This is a genomic window from Lepagella muris (genome assembly GCF_004793975.1).
GTDB classification, from domain to species: Bacteria; Bacteroidota; Bacteroidia; order Bacteroidales; family Muribaculaceae; genus Lepagella; species Lepagella muris.
On record NZ_SRYB01000038.1, the window covers coordinates 1 to 17,942 of the forward strand.

Sequence of the window (17,942 nt, forward strand, 5' to 3'; positions counted from 1 at the left end):
TGTCTTTTTGCAATCACATACGAAAAGAGACTGCCTAAACTTGTTAGACAGCCTCTTTTTCCATGATAGATTATTGCTTCAGACTCCATTCAACCCCGTTCTTGGTGTCTTTGACATCAAAACCGAGCGAGGCGAGTTTGTCGCGGATCAGGTCAGACGTTGCCCAATCCTTCTGAGCCTTCGCATTCTTTCTTATCTCCATAAGCAGATCGACAGCCCCTTCGTAGGCTTTGGTGGCGGAAGCGTTATCATTCTCCGCACCTATCTTCATACCGAGAATCTCGATAAGGAACACGTCGAAGAGATGCCTTAGTTTCGCGATATCGTCCTGCGATAGCTTAGTCAATCCGTCGGAGGCTGCATTTATTATCTTGCAAGCCTCAAATAGCTGTGCTATCACCTGGGGCGTGTTGAGATCATCATCCATCGCCTCATAGCATGCCGACAGGAAATCCGGCATCACCACGCTTGACTTCTCCGATGGGAGCAGATTCTGCAAACGGCGGTAGCCGTCGGTGATTTTCTGTAAAGCTTTCTCCGCAGCCTGTAGGGCAGCGTTGGAGAAATCCACGGTTGATCTGTACTGGGCCTGTAGAATGAAGAAGCGTATCACCATCGGGGAGTATGGCTGTTCGAGAAGAGGATGAGAGCCGTTGAAGAACTCCTCCAGTTTGATGAAGTTGTTGTAGCTCTTGCCCATCTTCTTGCCGTTGATGGTGATCATGTTGTTGTGTACCCAATAATTGACAGTTTCGTGTCCTTGGGCAGCCACACTTTGCGCAATCTCACATTCATGATGCGGGAAGAGCAGGTCAAGACCGCCTCCATGAATGTCGAAAGTCTCACCCAGATATTTCTCGCTCATCGTGGAGCATTCGAGATGCCACCCCGGGAAACCTTCGCTCCAGGGAGAGGGCCAGTGCATGATATGTTCTGGCGCGGCTTTTTTCCAGAGAGCGAAATCAAGGGGATTCCGTTTCTCTTCCTGCCCGTCGAGAGCACGCGTGGTTGACAGGAGATCCTCGATGTTTCTGCCGGAAAGCTTGCCATATCTATGATCGCGGTTATATTTCTCGACATCGAAATATACCGAGCCGTTGCTTTCATACGCATATCCGGAATCAAGGATTCTCTTGACGTATTCGATCTGTTCGATTATATGACCTGATGCATGAGGCTCGATGCTTGGGGGGAGCACGTTTAGAGCCTCCATATCGTGATGGTAGCGGTTGAGATACATCTGCACCACTTCCATCGGCTCCAACTGTTCGAGCCGTGCTTTCTTGGCAATCTTATCCTCACCGGAGTCGGCGTCATGCTCGAGATGACCGACATCCGTAATGTTTCTGACGTATCTCACCTTATACCCAAGATGGCGCAGATAGCGGAACAGTATGTCGAAGGTGATAGCGGGACGAGCGTGTCCAAGATGTGCGTCGCCATATACAGTAGGCCCACACACGTACATGCCCACATGACCGTCATGTATCGGCTTGAAAGGCTTCTTGGTGCGTGTGAGCGAATTGTAAAGGTAAAGGTTGTTGTCCATCAGTTATCAGTTGTTGCCGATTGTGTTGTTGTTGCCTCGGGGAAGGATTTCACCGAACTGAGCCTCGTATTTCTTCACGTTGTCAGTGATCGCAAACATGAGCTGCTTTGCATTCTCGGGGCTCATGATCACGCGGCTTACCACCGGAGCCTGGGGCATGCCGGGAGCAGCGAAGATGAAGTCGATGAGGAACTCGTTGGGACCGTGACCGATCATAGCGAGGTTGCTGTATTTGCCGTCTGCCATGTCAGGACGGAGCTGGATCTGAAGTTGGTTCTTGTTATTTTCAGGTGTTGCCATTTTGCTGATATTTGTTTATGGTTAAAAAATAGATGTTATTGAGATAAGCAGACGATGCAAGTCATCGTGAGCACTTGGTCGGCGGCTCACTCGAACAGCTCACTTACCTATTCAAATGCGAAATTAAATAAAATTTTTCATATCCGCAATAGTCTCCGACGTGATTCTTCCGTCTGCCATAGCCACGGTCCTGTCGGCGATAGATGCCATGCATGGGTCGTGGGTGACGATTACGAAGGTCTGATGTAACGTATCTCTCAGTCCTGACAATATATCCTGTATCTCGTCTCTGTTGCGGGAATCGAGGCTGCCGGTGGGCTCGTCTGCGAATACGATTTTTGGGCTGTTGATGAGGGCGCGTGCAATCGCGGTGCGTTGTTTCTCGCCTCCCGACATCTGGGCAGGCTTATGGTCTGCACGTGCTGCCAGCCCGAGGTCGTCAAGCAGTTTTCGAGCCTTCTCAAAGGCCGTCTTCTTATTATCGCCGGCTATCAGTGCTGGCATTGCCACATTTTCCAGTGCCGAAAATTCAGGTAGCAGCTGGTGGAATTGAAACACGAAACCGATATTGCGGTTTCTGAACTCCGAAAGCTTGCGGTCTTTGAGCGAGAATATATCGGTATTGTCGAAAAATACGGAGCCGGAGTCGGGACGGTCGAGCGAACCGGCAATCTGTAGGAGAGTGGTTTTTCCGGCACCTGACGGACCGACAATAGCCATAATCTCCCCTTCGGGGATTGTGAGTGATATGTCGTGGAGCACGGTCAGCGAGCCGTATCTTTTGGTTACGTTTCTTATCTCTATCATTTGAGAGGGTGGTTTTGTGGTTTATGAGGATTTGACGATCCCCTCGCCCGTGGGCGAGGGCACAGAACTCCAGCAGTCACATATTCAAGATTGCTATTTAGTGGGCTGGGGGGCAGCGCCGGCTTGCATCAGGATTCGCCAGTTTTTTGGGTAGAGGTTGTTGGCACGGTTGCCGATGTTCTTTACCATGCCGAGGGGAAGACCGCGGTATGTGACGGTCACGAGTCCTTTCGGCACGTCGGGCGGGAGCGTGATGGATTCGCGCCGCAGATAGGCGATGGCATCCTCTTTCGTGAGATCGGCTTCCGGGTAGCGGCTTCTGTCGAAGTTGAGCGACAGTATCTCCTGTATTTCGGGCACCGTTTCCGGTTCTTTCCTCTTCTTCTCCCTGTCGTTGGCATGTCGTCCTTTATCCCGTTGGATAGCCCTCTTGGGATTCTGTTTCCGGTCGGCAACTTCCGCTCCCTTATCGTGAGACGACGACACGCTGCGTAGTGATTTAGGTTCCCATTCACCCGGTTTGCGGAACACGGATAGAAACAGCCCTTCCCCTTCAGTCTTGTGAGGCATGAAGCGATATGCAGGTATATCCGTATCTATCCCGCGAGGTATGCCCCATTCTTCCGGAAACCCCATATCTACTGGTATCATTCCGAGTTGCGAACGTATGAACTCGGCGTTCTCCTCATTCTCACGTCGGTTGAATGTGCAGGTGGAATAAATGAGAAATCCTCCGGGAGCCACGGCTTTCACCGCATTCTCCAGAATCTCCTTTTGTAGGGAACTACATTCTTCAATGAGCTGCGGACTCCATTGCTCAATTGCGGCTTTCTCCTTTCTCATCATCCCTTCGCCCGAGCAAGGGGCATCGACTGCCACAATGTCAAACGCGTCACCTCCGGCAAACCGGGAAGAGTCGCAATTCGTGACAATCGCATCAGGATAACCCCATTTCGCAAGATTCTCCCGCAGAATTGCAGCGCGTTTAGCCACGTATTCGTTAGCCACCACCCGCGAACCGTCGGGTAAGGCGTCAATCATAGCGGTGGTCTTACCCCCGGGAGCAGCACATACATCAAGCAACGCGAGGGGAGGGGTGGTGTCGCTGTCTATGTCGTGGGAAAGGATGTCGGCAATCCGGCAGATAGTCTCATGATATATCATAGATGAGGCATCCTGCACGTAGTATGCTCCGGCATGTAGCAGCGGGTCGAGCGTGAATACAGGACGTTGATGCAGATAAAATCCGCATCGGCACCATCTGACCGGTTCGGCTTCGGGGAATGCGGCACCCGGTTTCCGACGGTTCAGACGTACCGAAGTCACCGGCTCTCGCATCATGGCAGCCAGGAAATCATCGGCATCCTCGTGGAGCAACCCACGCATTTGAGTTATGAATCCGGAAGGTAAATCCATAAAAAGGTCTATTTTTATGCAAATTATTATGCAAATGTAGTAAAATTTTTATTAATTTTGTGTACATGGAACTGATACCCGCACTTTATCTGATACCGGTAAATATAAGCAATGCGCCGTTGCGTACTGCTCTTCCCGATGGAAATCTTGATATAATCAAGCAGTTACGTCATTTTATAGTTGAGAATGTCCGCACCGCGAGACGTTTTCTGAAGCGTTGTGACCCGTCGTTTGACATAGGCTCTGTCACGTTTTACGAACTCAACCGTCACACGGATCTCACGGAGGTGTCGTCATATCTCAATCCTCTGAGGGAAGGGGTTCCAATGGGAGTGATGAGTGAGGCGGGTTGTCCGGCAGTGGCAGATCCGGGGGCATTGCCTGTCAGCATAGCGCAGCGGGAGGGTTTAAGGGTGGTTCCGCTTGTCGGTCCGTCGAGCATACTCCTGTCGCTCATGGCATCGGGCTTCAACGGTCAGGGATTCTCCTTCAACGGTTATTTGCCCATCGACCCCCGTGAGCGTGAGAGAAAGCTGCGCGAACTGGAGCAGCAGTCTCAGAAGCTCGACATGACTCAGATATTCATTGAGACTCCATATCGCAACAACCGTATGGTGGCTTCGCTGGCTTCAACATTGAAAGGAAGCACACGCCTTTGTGTGGCGTGCGACATAACCGATCAGGAGAATGAATCGATAGTCACAATGCCGGTGTCGAAATGGAAGACGGCAAAGTATGACTATGATAAACGCCCCGCAATATTTCTGATCTATGCCCGATGACGGGGTAGAGGGGTAAAGAAAAAAAGGAAAAACAAACAGATGGCACGTCGTAAAATATCTTTTGAAGGACAGATGGTACTACCGTTTGAGGATCTTGACTCCGGTTTTGAGACGCCGGGGTCATCAACACGCCGCAATATATATGCCTCATCGGAAATAAAGCCTAAGGCAGGCACGACAATGCCGTCTGACCGTCTGCTTTATTATTTCTCGATGGGTTCGGGATCAAGCGGAAATTCCTGTTATGTAGGTACTAAAAAAGGGGGTATCATCATAGATGCCGGAGTGAAGGTGGATCAGATAGAGGGGATGCTGCGTAGCAATGGCATCGACATAGCGAACGTAACCGGGGTGCTTCTCACGCATGATCATTCCGACCACGTGAAACACGTCTATTCTCTCGTGAGAAACCATAAGCATATCCGCGTGTATTGCACCAATCGCGTGCTTGCGGGCATCATGCGCCGCCATAGCATCTCCAAAAGACTTAAGGAATATCATCAGCCGATTTTCAAGGAGATACCGTTCAATATCGGAGAACTTGAGATCACTGCATTCGAGGTGCCGCATGATGGGAGCGACAATATGGGATTCTCCATCTTCTACGACAAACGGCATTTTGTGCTTGCCACCGACATAGGCGCGGTGAAGGATAGGGCTTATTATTACATGAGCCGTGCGAATTATCTCGTCATAGAGGCTAACTATGATCTTCAGATGCTTCGTATGGGAAGTTATCCGGAATATCTGAAGGCAAGGATACAGACGGATGCCGGACATCTTGACAATATGCAGACGGCGGCATTCTTGAAGGAGATAATTAATCCGTCGTTGCAGAATATATTCCTGTGTCATCTGTCGCAGGACAACAACACTCCGCAGAAGGCATTGTCGGCGGTGAGGACGGCGCTTGAGGAGCGTGGCAAGAAGGTGGGGAATGCGTGCAACACGCTTGAAGACCGTAAGGCTGACGTGCAGCTTATGGCGTTGCCTCGCTATGAGTCTACACCACTGTTTGTATTTCGGCCCCTGCCGGAGGATCTGAACTCATGATAATCGTGAGCAGCGGACCTTCAAGTCCGTTGGGTGCCATTCCGGCTCTTATTTCGAATCTAAGGTAACCCCCATCGAAATCATAGACTACGATATCTGTCTCATTGTCGTCGACAGCCTCATGAAGATTGAACTGTATGCGATGATTCTCCGTCAGATTCAATGACTGAAGCAGATACGCCTCAAGATCGTTAGGGAGGAGATCGCCAAGGAATAGATTGCGGATTGTGACGTTTTTCTTGTCAAGCACGTCCACCACCCATATTCCCGGAGCACCCTGCACATCGGTGTATAGCGGGGCACCCTGTCCGTCGGTAAGAACCCCTTCGAAATCATATTCAGTGGAATCAAGCGGTTCGCCGACGCGGATGGCATCGGCAATGCTTCTGACGGTCATGGCAATGTCGTTGTCGGCATGAAAGGCTTCTGACTCCACTTCGGAGGAAACCACGATAGTATCATGCTCATTCTCATTGCTTGCCGATTGGCTGTTGCAGGCTACGAGTGTGGTCATGCCAACTGCAGTAATCGCGGAAAACAGATTGGCAATGCAAGTTCTATTTGATGTATCATGCGTCAGCATGGCTTTCAACTTTGGGAATAGAAGTGAATTTAACACTTTATAACAAAAAGTTTGGCAAAACTACAACAAAATATTGAGATGTGCAAGAGAAACCCTACTGCTGACGTAATTTTTTATGAGACGAGGATAGGCTTTATCGCGTATGGAATTTTGATACCCCGACTTTAGCCCCCGTCTCCATTTCTTATGAGACGGGGGCTTAGATTCCAATTCACTAAAATCGGGGTCACAATTATCAGCGGGTGTAGAGGAAGCGTTTGATGCTGCGTTTTGGAGTCTTTTCAAATTCGTTTGGCATCAGGATGATTTTTGATAACTGCTCGTAGGGTGCGACAAGTTTGTTAAGCTCCTTGCGCACATTCTCCATAGCATTCTCCATGTCTGCCACCGAGATTCCGATCTTGTCGGCTGCCTCATAATCGGGATATACCAGACCGACGAGCTTACCGTCACGTTCCACCACGAGGCTCTCCGCTACGAATGGCATATTGTTGAGCTTCGCCTCAATCTCTTCCGGATATATGTTCTGACCGGAAGCCGACAGAATCATCGTCTTCGAGCGTCCTTTCAGGAAGAGAGTGCCGTCGGGCGTGCGGGTGCCCATGTCGCCGGTGTGCAGCCATCCCTCCTCATCAAGCACGGCAGCCGTAGCCTCCGGATTATTATAATAGCCTTTCATCACGTTGGTGCCACGGACGCATACTTCGCCCGGAATATGTTCCGGATCGTCTGACAGCACCTTTGATTCCATTATCGGGAGAGTCTTGCCCGAAGATGTGACCACAAATTTCCTCCATGGGGTGTAGGATATAAGCGGCCCACATTCCGTCATGCCATATCCGACTGTGAATGGGAATTTGATTTTATGCAGGAATTCCTCTACCTCATGATTCAACGGTGCGCCGCCGACAATTACCTCCTCAAACTGACCTCCGAATGCGTCGACGAGTTTCTTGCGTATCTTCGAATAGATGAGAGTATCGAGGAACGGCACGGCAAGGGTCCATCTCATGGTGCCCTTTGAAATCATGGGAAGAATCTGGTTCTTATAGATCTTCTCCAGAATTAGAGGCACACAGATGACGAGATTGGGACGCACTTCGGCAAGGGCTTTCAGCAGCACACGTGGCGAGGGAGTCTTGCATAGCAAGGTTATGTGTGATCCGCAGGCAAGAGGCGTCAGCATATCAAACGCACATCCGTAGGCATGGGCAAGCGGAAGGAACGCAAGGGCACGCGAGCTGCGGAAATGAAGCTGGGAGTGTATGCCGAAGCATACGTTGCCTGCAAGATTCTCACCCGTCAGCATCACTCCCTTGGAGAACCCCGTAGTGCCGGAAGTGTAGTTTATCTCCACAATCTCCGAATTAGAGCGGTCAATATACTTCAGGTCGGTGGCAGAATACCCGTTGGGATAGCGTCGGTTGAACCGGCGTTTCAGCAGCCTCATGTGGCGGTGTATCTCTTCTCCGGAACGCTCATGAAGCACCTCCTTGGATTCCAGACCGACGACACCCTTTACCTTCAGAAGAGCCTCCGGCTCGATATGCTCCCAGATGGAGTTTGAAAGGAAAAGCAGCTTCGCGCCGGAGTGGTTGACGATATGCGTTATGTCGAGTGGGTTGAATTCGGCAAGGATGGGTACTATGACCGCGCCGTAAGTGACGGTGGCGATATAGACCTTCACCCAATCTGCGGAATCCTTACCACATAAAGCTATCTTATCGCCCGGTTTTATCCCTATTGACTCAAAGAAAAGATGAGTCTTGGCGATAGATACGGCAAGATCTGAATATTTTATAATATCAGGTTTGCCGAATTCCGATAAAGCGGGCAGATCCCAGTTCTCTATAAAACTTTTTTCATAGAGCTTTATGAAATTGGTCACGTTTATCATAAGGCAAGCATATAAATTTCCCGACAGTCATCCATAGAGAGCGGCACGTAATAACCGAGAGTCTTACCCATATTCCCCTCAAGACTTCTGACGAGGGCTTCTATGTCGGGCTGGCGTCCGATAAGATCCGTCAGCGATGTTGTCAATCCGAGGTCATGGTAGAAATCCTTCAGAAGAGAGATCCCTTTCGCTATTATCTCCTCAGTGGAGAGTCCGTCGGGATTAACCCCCATCACGTTTATTGCAAACTGCCATACCATGTCAGGGTTGCGTTTCGCCACGAAAGAGAGCCATGCCGGCACGATGCATGCGAGTCCGGCACCATGCGCGACGTCGTAGATTGCTGAGACCTCATGCTCGATGCGATGAGAGGCCCAGTCCTCCTCCTTGCCTACACCACACAATCCATTGTGGGCTATCGTGCCAGCCCACATTATGTCGGCGCGGGCATCATAGTTGTTGCCGTCTACTTTAAGTTCGAGGGCACGCCCCATAATGTCGCGCATGATTGCTTCCGAATAACCGTTGACAAGACGTGCGGGGGTATTTGAGAAATATCTCTCGAATATATGACAGAGCATGTCGGAGACTCCACATGCGGTTTGGAACCAGGGTAGGGTCATCGTAAGCTCCGGATTCATTATGGCGAACCGCGGACGGAGCAGACTGCTTCCGACCGACATCTTGTGGAGCCCGTCAAGACGGGTTATGACCGTATTGCCGCTCCCTTCGCTTCCGGCAGCAGGTATCGTCAGTACCACGCCTACGGGAATTGCAGCCACAGGAGTCGCTTTCCCACAATAGAAATCCCAGAAATCACCATCATATACGGCACCGAGGGCAATCGCCTTAGCCGTGTCGATGACTGAACCGCCACCGACTGCAAGAATGAAATTGATACCCTCCTTCACGGCAAGACTGATGCCTTCATACACACGGTCGTCGGTAGGATTGGGTTTGATACCTTTGAGCACACAGAAATCAATCCCCTCTTGGGTAAGGGAATCGGTTATCTCCTTTATGAGTCCGCTTTTCTCGGCAGACTGACCGCCATATACGAGCATTACCTTCTCGCCGCCGTAACGCTTCACTGTTTTTCCTGTTTTCTGTTGGGTATTCTTGCCGAATATGAATTCTGTAGGTGAATAAAATGTGAAATTGTTCATAATTTATATGGGGAATTAGACTTGGTTGCAGTTGGATATATGCACCTGTCACGGAAAGTATAGATGATAATACTTCCCGTGACAGGTATGTATAACTCTATTATATTAACAAATAATAGAGTATAAAGTTAACGTATAAGGTCAAATCTCGGCTTCTGCCGCTGTCTTTTCCGCCTCTGCCGCTTTCTCCAGCGAGGAAGAAGCGTCGTCGCCCGTGGCAGCTTCAAGTTTCTTCATGATGGAGAATATGAATGTGGCGGAGATGAGGCAGATGGCGATGAGTATAATCCACAGCATATATACCGGAATCTTTCCCCAGAGGAACATCGGGATAGACACGAGATAGTTGCCTACGGCAGTGGCTGCAAACCATCCGCCCATCATTGAGCCTTTTAGTTTGGGAGGAGCCACCTTTGATACGAATGATATGCCCATCGGCGACAGTAGCAATTCCGCGAAAGTCAGAAGGAGATAGGTGGAGATTAGCCAATTGTGGGATACTGCACCTGACGTGCCGGAGAGGGAGAACGAGCCGACCATCATGACGGCGTATGCAACGGCAGCCATAAGCATGCCATATCCGATCTTGCGGGGTGCGGAGGGTTCTTTGCCACGCCTTGCAAGCCAGCCGAAGAACGCAAGCGATACCGGAGTCAATGCCACCACGTAGAATGGATTGAACTGCTGGTATTCCTGAGGTTGTATGCCGGTGAGGGGATTTGGGGTTGCATCGTAGAAATAGCATAGTGCGCCTGCCACTGCAGCAAGGATGATGACGCTGATGATACGTCCTTTCCCGGTCTTGCTTTGGAAGAGGCTGAAGAGGGCGTATACTCCGATTGCGATGGAACAGAGTGCCCATACGTTGAATCCGATGCGGGTCCAGCCGCCGGCTTCAGGTGATGTGCAGCTTTTGGCGAATTCGGTGAGTGTCGCGCCGTTCTGATGGAACACCATCCAGAAGAATATCACGACGGCAAATACGAGCAGCAATGCCACGACTCTTGCCTTTGTCTGGGCGGGGGTAAGTTCGGGAGCATCGTTTGAGGCAGAAGCCTTACCATCCTGTTTCTTTCCGGAGATTATGTGGGCGTATGTTGAGCGTCCGAGGAAATAGATAAGGAAGCTTACGATTAGCGATCCGCAAGCCACAGCGAAGGCGTAGCTGTAGCCGGTGGAGAGGGTAGTGATGTAGTCGTTTGCCCATGCCGTAGCATCAGTGCCTACTGTCATGCCGCTTTCCGCTGCCTTAGCCGCCAATTGTGAGGCGGAGCCGTTTCCGTCAAGTAGTGCGTTGCAGAGAGCCGGAAGGTCGGCGTTGTATACGAGACCCTTAGCGTTGAGTGCGATGTTACACATTGCAGTAGCTGCCATTGGTGCGAACATTGAGCCGATATTGATTGCCATATAGAAGAGGGAGAAGGCGGCATCACGCTGGTTGCTGTATCGCGGATCGTTGTAGAGGTCGCCTACCATTACCTGAAGGTTACCTTTGAAGAGACCTGTCCCTATGGCTATCATGCAGAGAGCGGCACATAGGATCATGAGAGATGATGTGGAGCGTATCTCGGTGGGGATTGCCATTACGGAGTAGCCCACGAACATTACTGCGAGACCTGTCACGACGCATTTTGAGAAGCTCCATTTGTCGGCTACCCAACCACCGACGAGGGGCATGAAGTAGACGAGAGCGAGGAATATTGCATATATCTGTCCGGATATTGTGGAGTCGAATCCGAACTTCGCCTGCAGGAAAAGCAGGAAAATGGCGAGCATCGTGTAGTAGCCGAATCGTTCGCCGGTATTGGCGAGTGCCAATACGTAAAGTCCTTTGGGTTGGTTGTTAAACATAATGATGTATTAAAAGAGAAAAGTTGACAGATGGGTTTTAACGATATGTCTTTACCCTATGCTGTCAACTTTAATTTTAAACTTTAAACCTTAAACTATAAACTGTCGTATCACTTAGTGACTCTTTCAAGCCATCCCACCATTGAGTACATTATACCCATTGATACGAGACATACCGACAGGAACACTGTCCATGCCACCCAGATGGGGCAGGCGTTGTAGATCAACGGACCGATCCAGAGAAGGAGGTTGCCGACGGCTGTCGCACCGAGCCATAGACCCTGGCATAGACCTTGAAGGTGTTTGGGAGCAACTTTTGATACGAATGAGAGACCGAGCGGGGAGATGAAGAGCTCTGCCACTGTCAGGAAGAAGTAGAGCACGAAGAGAACCCATGGTCCGGTCTTCATCCCTTCTGCCACTGCAGGCGCGAGAGATTTGAATGTCTCTGCTGAAGGATATCCTTCAAGGAGTGAGAACACTGCAAGGAATAGGTAAGCAAGACCTGCAAGACCCATACCGATTGCAATCTTACGGGGTGTTGAGATCTCTTTTCCACGACGTGAGAGTGAGGAGAATACCCACATCACCACGGGGGTGAGCACAATAACGAAGAATGGATTGAGAGCCTGCCAGATTTCCGGCTGTACGGAATCGGTCTTCACGAAGTCACGGGCAAAGAGGGAGAGTGATGTGCCGTTCTGGTGGAATGAGAACCAGAAGAATATGGCGATGCCGAGCACTGCGAAGAGTGCATACATACGCTGCTTGATTTCGGTAGCCATCTGCTTCTTCTCCTCGGCAGTATAGTTCACGGTTTCACCCTTCTCTTTCTGAGCGGGAGAGGGGAGCTGCTTCTTGGTCAGTATGAAGATAATCAGAGAGATTATCATTGCCGATACAGAAGCGATGAATGAATAGTGGATACCGGTGTTGAATACGTCGAGATATTTGGTGCAGAAAGCAGAAATCTCTGTTGATGCGTTGCCGCCTACCTCGGTAATAAGAGCATATAGGTTGTTGAGGTTCTGGGTGTCCATATTGTCGGTGACGCTCAGATACTCATGGCAGAGCGCGGGGAGCGACGCATTGTAGATCAGACCGTTTTCGCCAAGCCACCAGCTTCTGAGCAAAGGGGCTACGAACGGTGCGATGAGACCGCCGATGTTGATGAATACGTAGAAGATCTGGAAGCCGGAGTCACGCTGAGAGGCATATCTCGGGTTGTCATACAGCTGACCGACGATTGCCTGCAGGTTTCCTTTGAAAAGGCCGTTTCCGAATGCTATCAGGAAGAGTGCGCCGCAGGTGAGGGTGAGGAGCCATGTCTGATTTTCAGCAGTTGCGAAAATCGGGAAGGAGAGCAGGATATAACCGGCGGTCATTATGCAGAGACCGGTTATGATAGTGCCCTTGTAGTTGCGGGTCTTGTCAGCGATAAGACCGCCTACAAGGCTCAGTACGTATATTCCGGCATAGAAGCAGGAATAGATGATTGCGCTTGTCTCCTCCTTTAGTCCGAATTTGGAACAGAGGAAAAGGACTAACACAGCGTTCATGATGTAGTAGCCGAAACGCTCGCCCATGTTGCTGAGGGCGGCGGGAATCAGCCCTTTGGGTTGATTTTTAAACATGTGTCGTGGTATTAAATTATTATTATGTTAGGGGATTCGATTATGGGAGACGATAAGCGGCAGGCTTGTCAGCCACCGATCATCTTGAAGGCACGGGCATAGTTGTGGATCTGCTTCACCATTGCTACGAGTCCGTTGCTTCGTGTGGGGGAGAGATGTTCTTTCAGCCCGATTTTGTCGATGAAATATAGGTCGGCATTGAGTATTTCGTCGGGAGTGCGGTCATCGAGCACCCTCATCAACAGGGCAACAATTCCCTTGACTATAAGCGCGTCGGAATCCGCTTGGAAGTGGATGCGTCCTTCGGTAGTCTTTTCTGCCGTGATCCACACGCGGCTCTGACAACCTTCAATAAGATTTTGCGGAGTTTTTTCGCTTTCCGGAAATTCCGGCAATGTGTTGCCTAAATCAATGATATAGGCATATCTGTCCATCCAATCGGTCAGACCTTCGAACTCCTCGATTATTTCGTCTTGTGTGTCGTTGATAGTCATAATTTTAAAAATTAAATAAAGAAAATCCACCGCAATCAGCCATATCATTACGATATTCCAACCCCGATGTACGTCTTTGAAATGCAAAGATAATAAAAATAAGTAGTTGTTAAAAATTATTACGATAATTATTTTTCATCACCTCATCACCTCGACGGTTAATCTACCACAGAGCACACAGAGAACGCAGAGATTTTTTGAATCATTCGAATAATAAAAATAAAAAACTCCGTGCGCTCCGCGCTCTTTGCGGTTAATCTACCACAGGGCACACGGAGAGCGCGGAGATTTTTTGAATCATACGAATAATAAAAAGAAAAACCTCCGTGCGCTCCGCGTTCTTCGCGGTTGATCTACCACAGAGCACACGGAGAGCACAGAGATTTTTTGAATTATACGAATAAAAACCTCCGTGCGCTCCGCGCTCTTTGCGGTTGATCTACTGACTTTTGCAATCGAGGAGATTTTAAATTTAAGTGTTAATATATATTAATATGTGTACCAAATTGGTAGATGTTTGTTATATTTGCAGAAAAACAATTGTATATGCAGGTAGTGACAGCAAGAGAATTTCGTGCCAATCAGACAAAAATTTTGAGCGCGGCAAAAAGTGGACAGTCTGTGATGCTCACTTCAAGAGTGGGCAATTTTAAGATTGTCCCAATTACAAGTGAGGATGAGATAGTGAAACGGGATATATTGGAATCGCTGAAGGAAGTTAAAGAACATCTCGAAGGTCGCATTGATCTCCCTAATGCAAGAGATTTGGTTTTCTGATGGAAATTAAGGCTACAGATGTATTTCTTAGATGCGTGAAGCCGATGGCTAAACGTTATCGTAGTTTTAGGAAGGATTATGATGCATTGCTTGATGCCCTTGAAAAAAATCCGGAAATGGGCGTAGATTTGGGCGATGGCTACCGTAAGGTGCGTATGGCTATCGCTGCCAAAGGTAAAGGTAAGTCCGGTGGGGCAACGGTCATTACGCTCAATATGGTTGAGCGTAATGATTGCCTGTATCTGATATATGCCTATGATAAATCCGATGCAGAGAGTGTCAATCTCAATGTTATAAAGGAAATCGTCGCAAGTATGTATTTATAAATCAAAGTAATTATTTGTGGTTGATCTACCACAGAGCACACGGAGAGCGCGGAGATTTTTTGAATCATACGAATAATTAAAAGAAAAAACTCCGCGCTCTCCGCGCTCTTTGCGGTGTATTTAAGCTGTAGCCTGTGGTCAGATTCCGTTGGGTTTGTTGTCGTAGGATTCGTTGCGTATCTCCTTGATTATGCGTTTCACCGATGGCTTTGTCAGCAGGTCGGTCACTTGCTGGGGCGACAGCAGTAGAGACGGCTTGCATCTCTTGGATGCCATGTATGTTTTCACTGAATTGAGCAGCCATCTCCCTTCCGGATGCTCCGCAGCCTTTTTCATGTCGGCGGATATGATCATCAGTTTACCTTTGCCGACAGAACATTCCAGCATCAGGGCGAGACGGTAGTTGCGCTCTACATTGTCAATCACCTCTACTATCGGGTCGATATCCTTAGGCAACCTGTCAATAATCAAAGGATGGGAGTTTGCCACGGTCGCAAACCATTGCCAGTCGGAATGGAAGTCCGTCGGGAAAAGGCGGAACGCCTCATGAGAATCGTCAATGAGGAGACCGAGTGTGCCCGGCGACGGCTCCTTCTTCACATTGTCGCAGATGGTGCGGAACATACGGTAGTTCCAATAGTCAGTGGTGAATAGCGGACCGAGGGATGTCTCCCGAACGGTAGCCGTATCCGGACAAAGAATCACCCGTCCACCCTTGTCAAGAGCCTTCAATGCGAAATCAAGATCTGTGGTGACAACCACATCTTCTGTCCGTGGTTCTTCGGTTGGATATATCCAGATGTCATAGCTGTTTGATGCCTTTGAAGAGGATAGCTGAAGACTACTCTTTACCGGAACCTTCACATCCGGAATCGTCAGCGATATATTCCCCGCATCCACAACCCCTTCACCCGACGATGTTGAGAGATTGCCGCTTGCGAATGGTGTGGTCCACCCGATATTCATACCGTCGAGGTCGGATGCACTGAAATTGGCAACCTTTACCGGTATCTCCACACTCTCTCCGGAGGTGAAGCAGAATTTCGGCAATTCAGCGAGAATGGTCACCTGATCACACGCCTCCCTCCACTTTTCCGGAGTCACCAGCCCTTTCGAATCCATAAATGCATCCAGAATTCCTACAAGAGCCGTACCTTGCCCGGGATAATCCTGAAGGTCGAGGAGCTGAAATCCACCCATTCCAGGAGTGCGCAGATTCATCTCCATATCTGCACGATAAAGACGCGTAGCCAACTCACCGGAGGCGTGGAAGAAACGTTGTGCCTTACGTGCATTCCCGGCATCCGTGACCCGGCGTGCAAACTCCTTGAAATTGTCAGGACGGAGCACCCCTGTATATTTGAACATCTCGCGGAAATCCGGAAATATCTGGTATTGCCCTGTCTCATGACCGATCACCGGCACAGGTGAAAGGGATATGGCATTTGAGAAATTCATCTCCGAGTTAGGATAGGTGGAATTTAGGATTCCTCCGTTGTCTGCATCGGCAAATGAGAAAGATGCCCGTGTATGAGTCGAGAAGCCGTCACCGCCCCCTACGCGACACGTCACGAGGAAATCCTCACCATCTATATGTCCTTTCCAACCGAGATAGATATTTGAACCGTATGTGGTGAGAAGATACGGGTTGATCTCCTTCGCCCGGTCAAGGAATCCCTTCATCAGCTCGATCTCACCCCAGAGTTCGTTGCCAAGAGAGAACATCATGAATGAGGGATGATGGGAATATTCCGAGACTATTGCATCCAGTTCCTTCGCGAGGAAATCCATAAGCTCAGTGTTGTCGTGGTCAAAACTACCCCATATCGGTAGTTCCGGCTGGAGATATACGCCGGCTTCGTCAGCCGCGCGGAAACATTCCTCCGGTGGGCACCATGAATGAAACCGGACATGGTTGAGTCCGTAATCCTTTATGATACTGAAATAGCGTCTCCATGATTCATAGTCCATAGGGACGTGTGCCGTCATCGGGAACACGCAGGCATCATGGCGACCTCTAAGGAAAGCGGGATGACCGTTTACGATAAACTGCCTTCCTACCGTGTGGAAATCACGTGGGGCGGAACTGACGGAGATGGAATCTTCCATCATGCCATCGGGTGATTGCAAGGATATGCTTACGTTCTCGCTTGTAGGGTTCCATTCGCTCCACATCTGTTCTCGGTCTGTCGGAGGTAGCCAGAGGGAGAATGTGTCAGTGTCGGGGGAGAGTTTGATTCTGTCCGCCTCATCATCTCCGGTCATTGCAGTGATAATATATCCGGCGGGTGGGTTCTGTGATAGGGTCACGTCTAATCGGCGCATGCCGTTGCGGGTGGAATCGGTCTGAGGAAATGGGATTGCCGACTTGATATGCAGCCGGGGCATAGCCGATAGCCTTATCTCCCCGATTATGCCATTCCAGTTGGTCTGTGTCGATTCGGTGCAGGCGTGGGAGTTGTTGCGGATGGGGAGAGGTATTGAGTCGCCGTTGTTCACGGTGATTTCTATGGTGTGCGTTCCGGGAGATAGGGCATCCGAGAGGTCATGACGTTGCGGAGCGGATATGAGTGATGAGTAGGATATCCGTTTACCATCGACAGCCACAGAAGCCGGACGTGTCCTTTCGAGTAACAGTTCGATATGCTTCCCACGCCATTCCTCCGGTATGGTGACTGTCTTTGAGAATATCGCCGAACCTGTGTAAGAGAATCGTCGAGAAAGTTGCGACGTGTTGTCCGATTCCTCTACCGGTATACCTACCCGGTTGGTGTCGAGAGTTCCGGGCAAAGAGAGTTTACCTTCCGCCGGAATTTCAGAAGGGGCATTCAGTAGGATGAAGTTCCAATCTCCGGCAAGGTCGATATGCTCGCGAGCCGATGTCATTAGAGAGGATATCATCAGAAAAGCGGCTGCGGCAGCCTGCTTGAAATAGTAGGTCATGACAATGAAATTAATACAACTCACTTACAAAGGTAGCGAAACGAATCCACTTTCGCAAATTTATATTTCCGTCAGACTTCACTTGTTAATTTATGATAATTTATAGGTAAAAAACGTTGTAAAATTTGTAGGAGGAATTAAAAAAGATTAACTTTGCAGCCGAAAATACAGACAGAACGCGAAAGAGCGTCAGCGAGGGTCTTTTAGAGCCGTGTCTCCACGTCCGCAAGTCAGGCGGAAGATACGGAAATAAAAGATTCCTTATTTTTTAGTATCTCTTGAAAAATATCCAAGGGTATATCAAAAGTTCTTTTTGCCTGCCTGTCGGTAAATTAATCATGAAAAATTTAATAAAAAACACCTG

Annotated in this window: 14 protein-coding genes and 1 pseudogene; 4 read left to right on the plus strand and 11 right to left on the minus strand. The window is 49.4% G+C overall.

Annotation, left to right across the window (positions count from 1 at the left end):
• Positions 1-70: 70 nt before the first annotated feature.
• From cysS to E5331_RS17695, 4 genes and pseudogenes are all read right to left on the minus strand, one after another.
• On the minus strand, positions 71-1,549 hold the full coding sequence (cysS, locus tag E5331_RS17680) for a cysteine--tRNA ligase (RefSeq protein WP_123482433.1): 1,479 nt from the start codon (positions 1,547-1,549) through the stop codon (positions 71-73).
• Positions 1,550-1,555: 6 nt separating this feature from the next.
• Positions 1,556-1,849, minus strand: coding sequence for a DUF3467 domain-containing protein (locus E5331_RS17685; RefSeq protein ID WP_123482432.1), 294 nt, complete (start codon positions 1,847-1,849; stop codon positions 1,556-1,558).
• 123 nt (positions 1,850-1,972) lie between these two features.
• Positions 1,973-2,656 carry an ABC transporter ATP-binding protein gene (locus tag E5331_RS17690; RefSeq protein WP_123482431.1) on the minus strand — a complete coding sequence of 228 codons (684 nt, stop codon included), beginning with the start codon at positions 2,654-2,656 and terminating at the stop codon, positions 1,973-1,975.
• 93 nt (positions 2,657-2,749) lie between these two features.
• Positions 2,750-4,054, minus strand: a pseudogene (locus tag E5331_RS17695) (methyltransferase RsmF C-terminal domain-like protein); the annotation flags it as partial.
• A gap of 83 nt (positions 4,055-4,137) precedes the next feature.
• On the opposite strand from E5331_RS17695, the gene E5331_RS17700 reads away from it, so the two are divergent.
• Together E5331_RS17700 and E5331_RS17705 are read left to right on the plus strand one after the other, a co-directional pair.
• Positions 4,138-4,854: an SAM-dependent methyltransferase gene (locus tag E5331_RS17700; protein ID WP_123482429.1), complete on the plus strand. Its 717-nt coding sequence runs from the start codon at positions 4,138-4,140 to the stop codon at positions 4,852-4,854.
• Positions 4,855-4,893: 39 nt separating this feature from the next.
• Positions 4,894-5,907, plus strand: a complete 1,014-nt coding sequence (locus E5331_RS17705) for an MBL fold metallo-hydrolase (protein ID WP_123482428.1) — start codon at positions 4,894-4,896, stop codon at positions 5,905-5,907.
• On the opposite strand, the gene E5331_RS17710 is transcribed toward E5331_RS17705, so the two are convergent.
• From E5331_RS17710 to E5331_RS17735, 6 genes are all read right to left on the minus strand, one after another.
• Positions 5,858-6,490 (minus strand): hypothetical protein, encoded by a 633-nt coding sequence (locus E5331_RS17710; RefSeq protein ID WP_135985851.1) that lies wholly within the window; start codon positions 6,488-6,490, stop codon positions 5,858-5,860. The two genes, E5331_RS17705 and E5331_RS17710, sit on opposite strands and share 50 nt — an antisense overlap.
• 235 nt (positions 6,491-6,725) lie before the next feature.
• The gene (locus tag E5331_RS17715; RefSeq protein ID WP_123482426.1) at positions 6,726-8,387 is read right to left on the minus strand and encodes an AMP-binding protein; all 1,662 of its coding nucleotides are present in this window, start codon (positions 8,385-8,387) and stop codon (positions 6,726-6,728) included.
• Positions 8,384-9,553 (minus strand): iron-containing alcohol dehydrogenase, encoded by a 1,170-nt coding sequence (locus E5331_RS17720; protein WP_123482425.1) that lies wholly within the window; start codon positions 9,551-9,553, stop codon positions 8,384-8,386. Before E5331_RS17720 ends, E5331_RS17715 begins: the two co-directional genes overlap by 4 nt.
• A gap of 141 nt (positions 9,554-9,694) precedes the next feature.
• Positions 9,695-11,404, minus strand: coding sequence for a peptide MFS transporter (locus E5331_RS17725; RefSeq protein ID WP_123482424.1), 1,710 nt, complete (start codon positions 11,402-11,404; stop codon positions 9,695-9,697).
• Between the two features lie 110 nt (positions 11,405-11,514).
• A complete protein-coding gene (locus E5331_RS17730) occupies positions 11,515-13,038 on the minus strand; it encodes a peptide MFS transporter (RefSeq protein ID WP_123482423.1) in 1,524 nt (507 codons plus the stop codon).
• A gap of 68 nt (positions 13,039-13,106) precedes the next feature.
• Positions 13,107-13,532, minus strand: a complete 426-nt coding sequence (locus tag E5331_RS17735) for a SufE family protein (RefSeq protein ID WP_123482457.1) — start codon at positions 13,530-13,532, stop codon at positions 13,107-13,109.
• A gap of 546 nt (positions 13,533-14,078) precedes the next feature.
• On the opposite strand from E5331_RS17735, the gene E5331_RS17740 reads away from it, so the two are divergent.
• Together E5331_RS17740 and E5331_RS17745 are read left to right on the plus strand one after the other, a co-directional pair.
• Positions 14,079-14,309, plus strand: a complete 231-nt coding sequence (locus E5331_RS17740; RefSeq protein ID WP_123482456.1) for a prevent-host-death family protein — start codon at positions 14,079-14,081, stop codon at positions 14,307-14,309.
• Complete coding sequence (locus E5331_RS17745; protein ID WP_275441289.1) at positions 14,309-14,635, plus strand: addiction module toxin RelE; 327 nt, start codon at positions 14,309-14,311, stop codon at positions 14,633-14,635. Before E5331_RS17740 ends, E5331_RS17745 begins: the two co-directional genes overlap by 1 nt.
• Before the next feature lie 138 nt (positions 14,636-14,773).
• On the opposite strand, the gene E5331_RS17750 is transcribed toward E5331_RS17745, so the two are convergent.
• The gene (locus E5331_RS17750; RefSeq protein WP_135985853.1) at positions 14,774-17,578 is read right to left on the minus strand and encodes a glycoside hydrolase family 2 protein; all 2,805 of its coding nucleotides are present in this window, start codon (positions 17,576-17,578) and stop codon (positions 14,774-14,776) included.
• Positions 17,579-17,942: the final 364 nt, after the last annotated feature.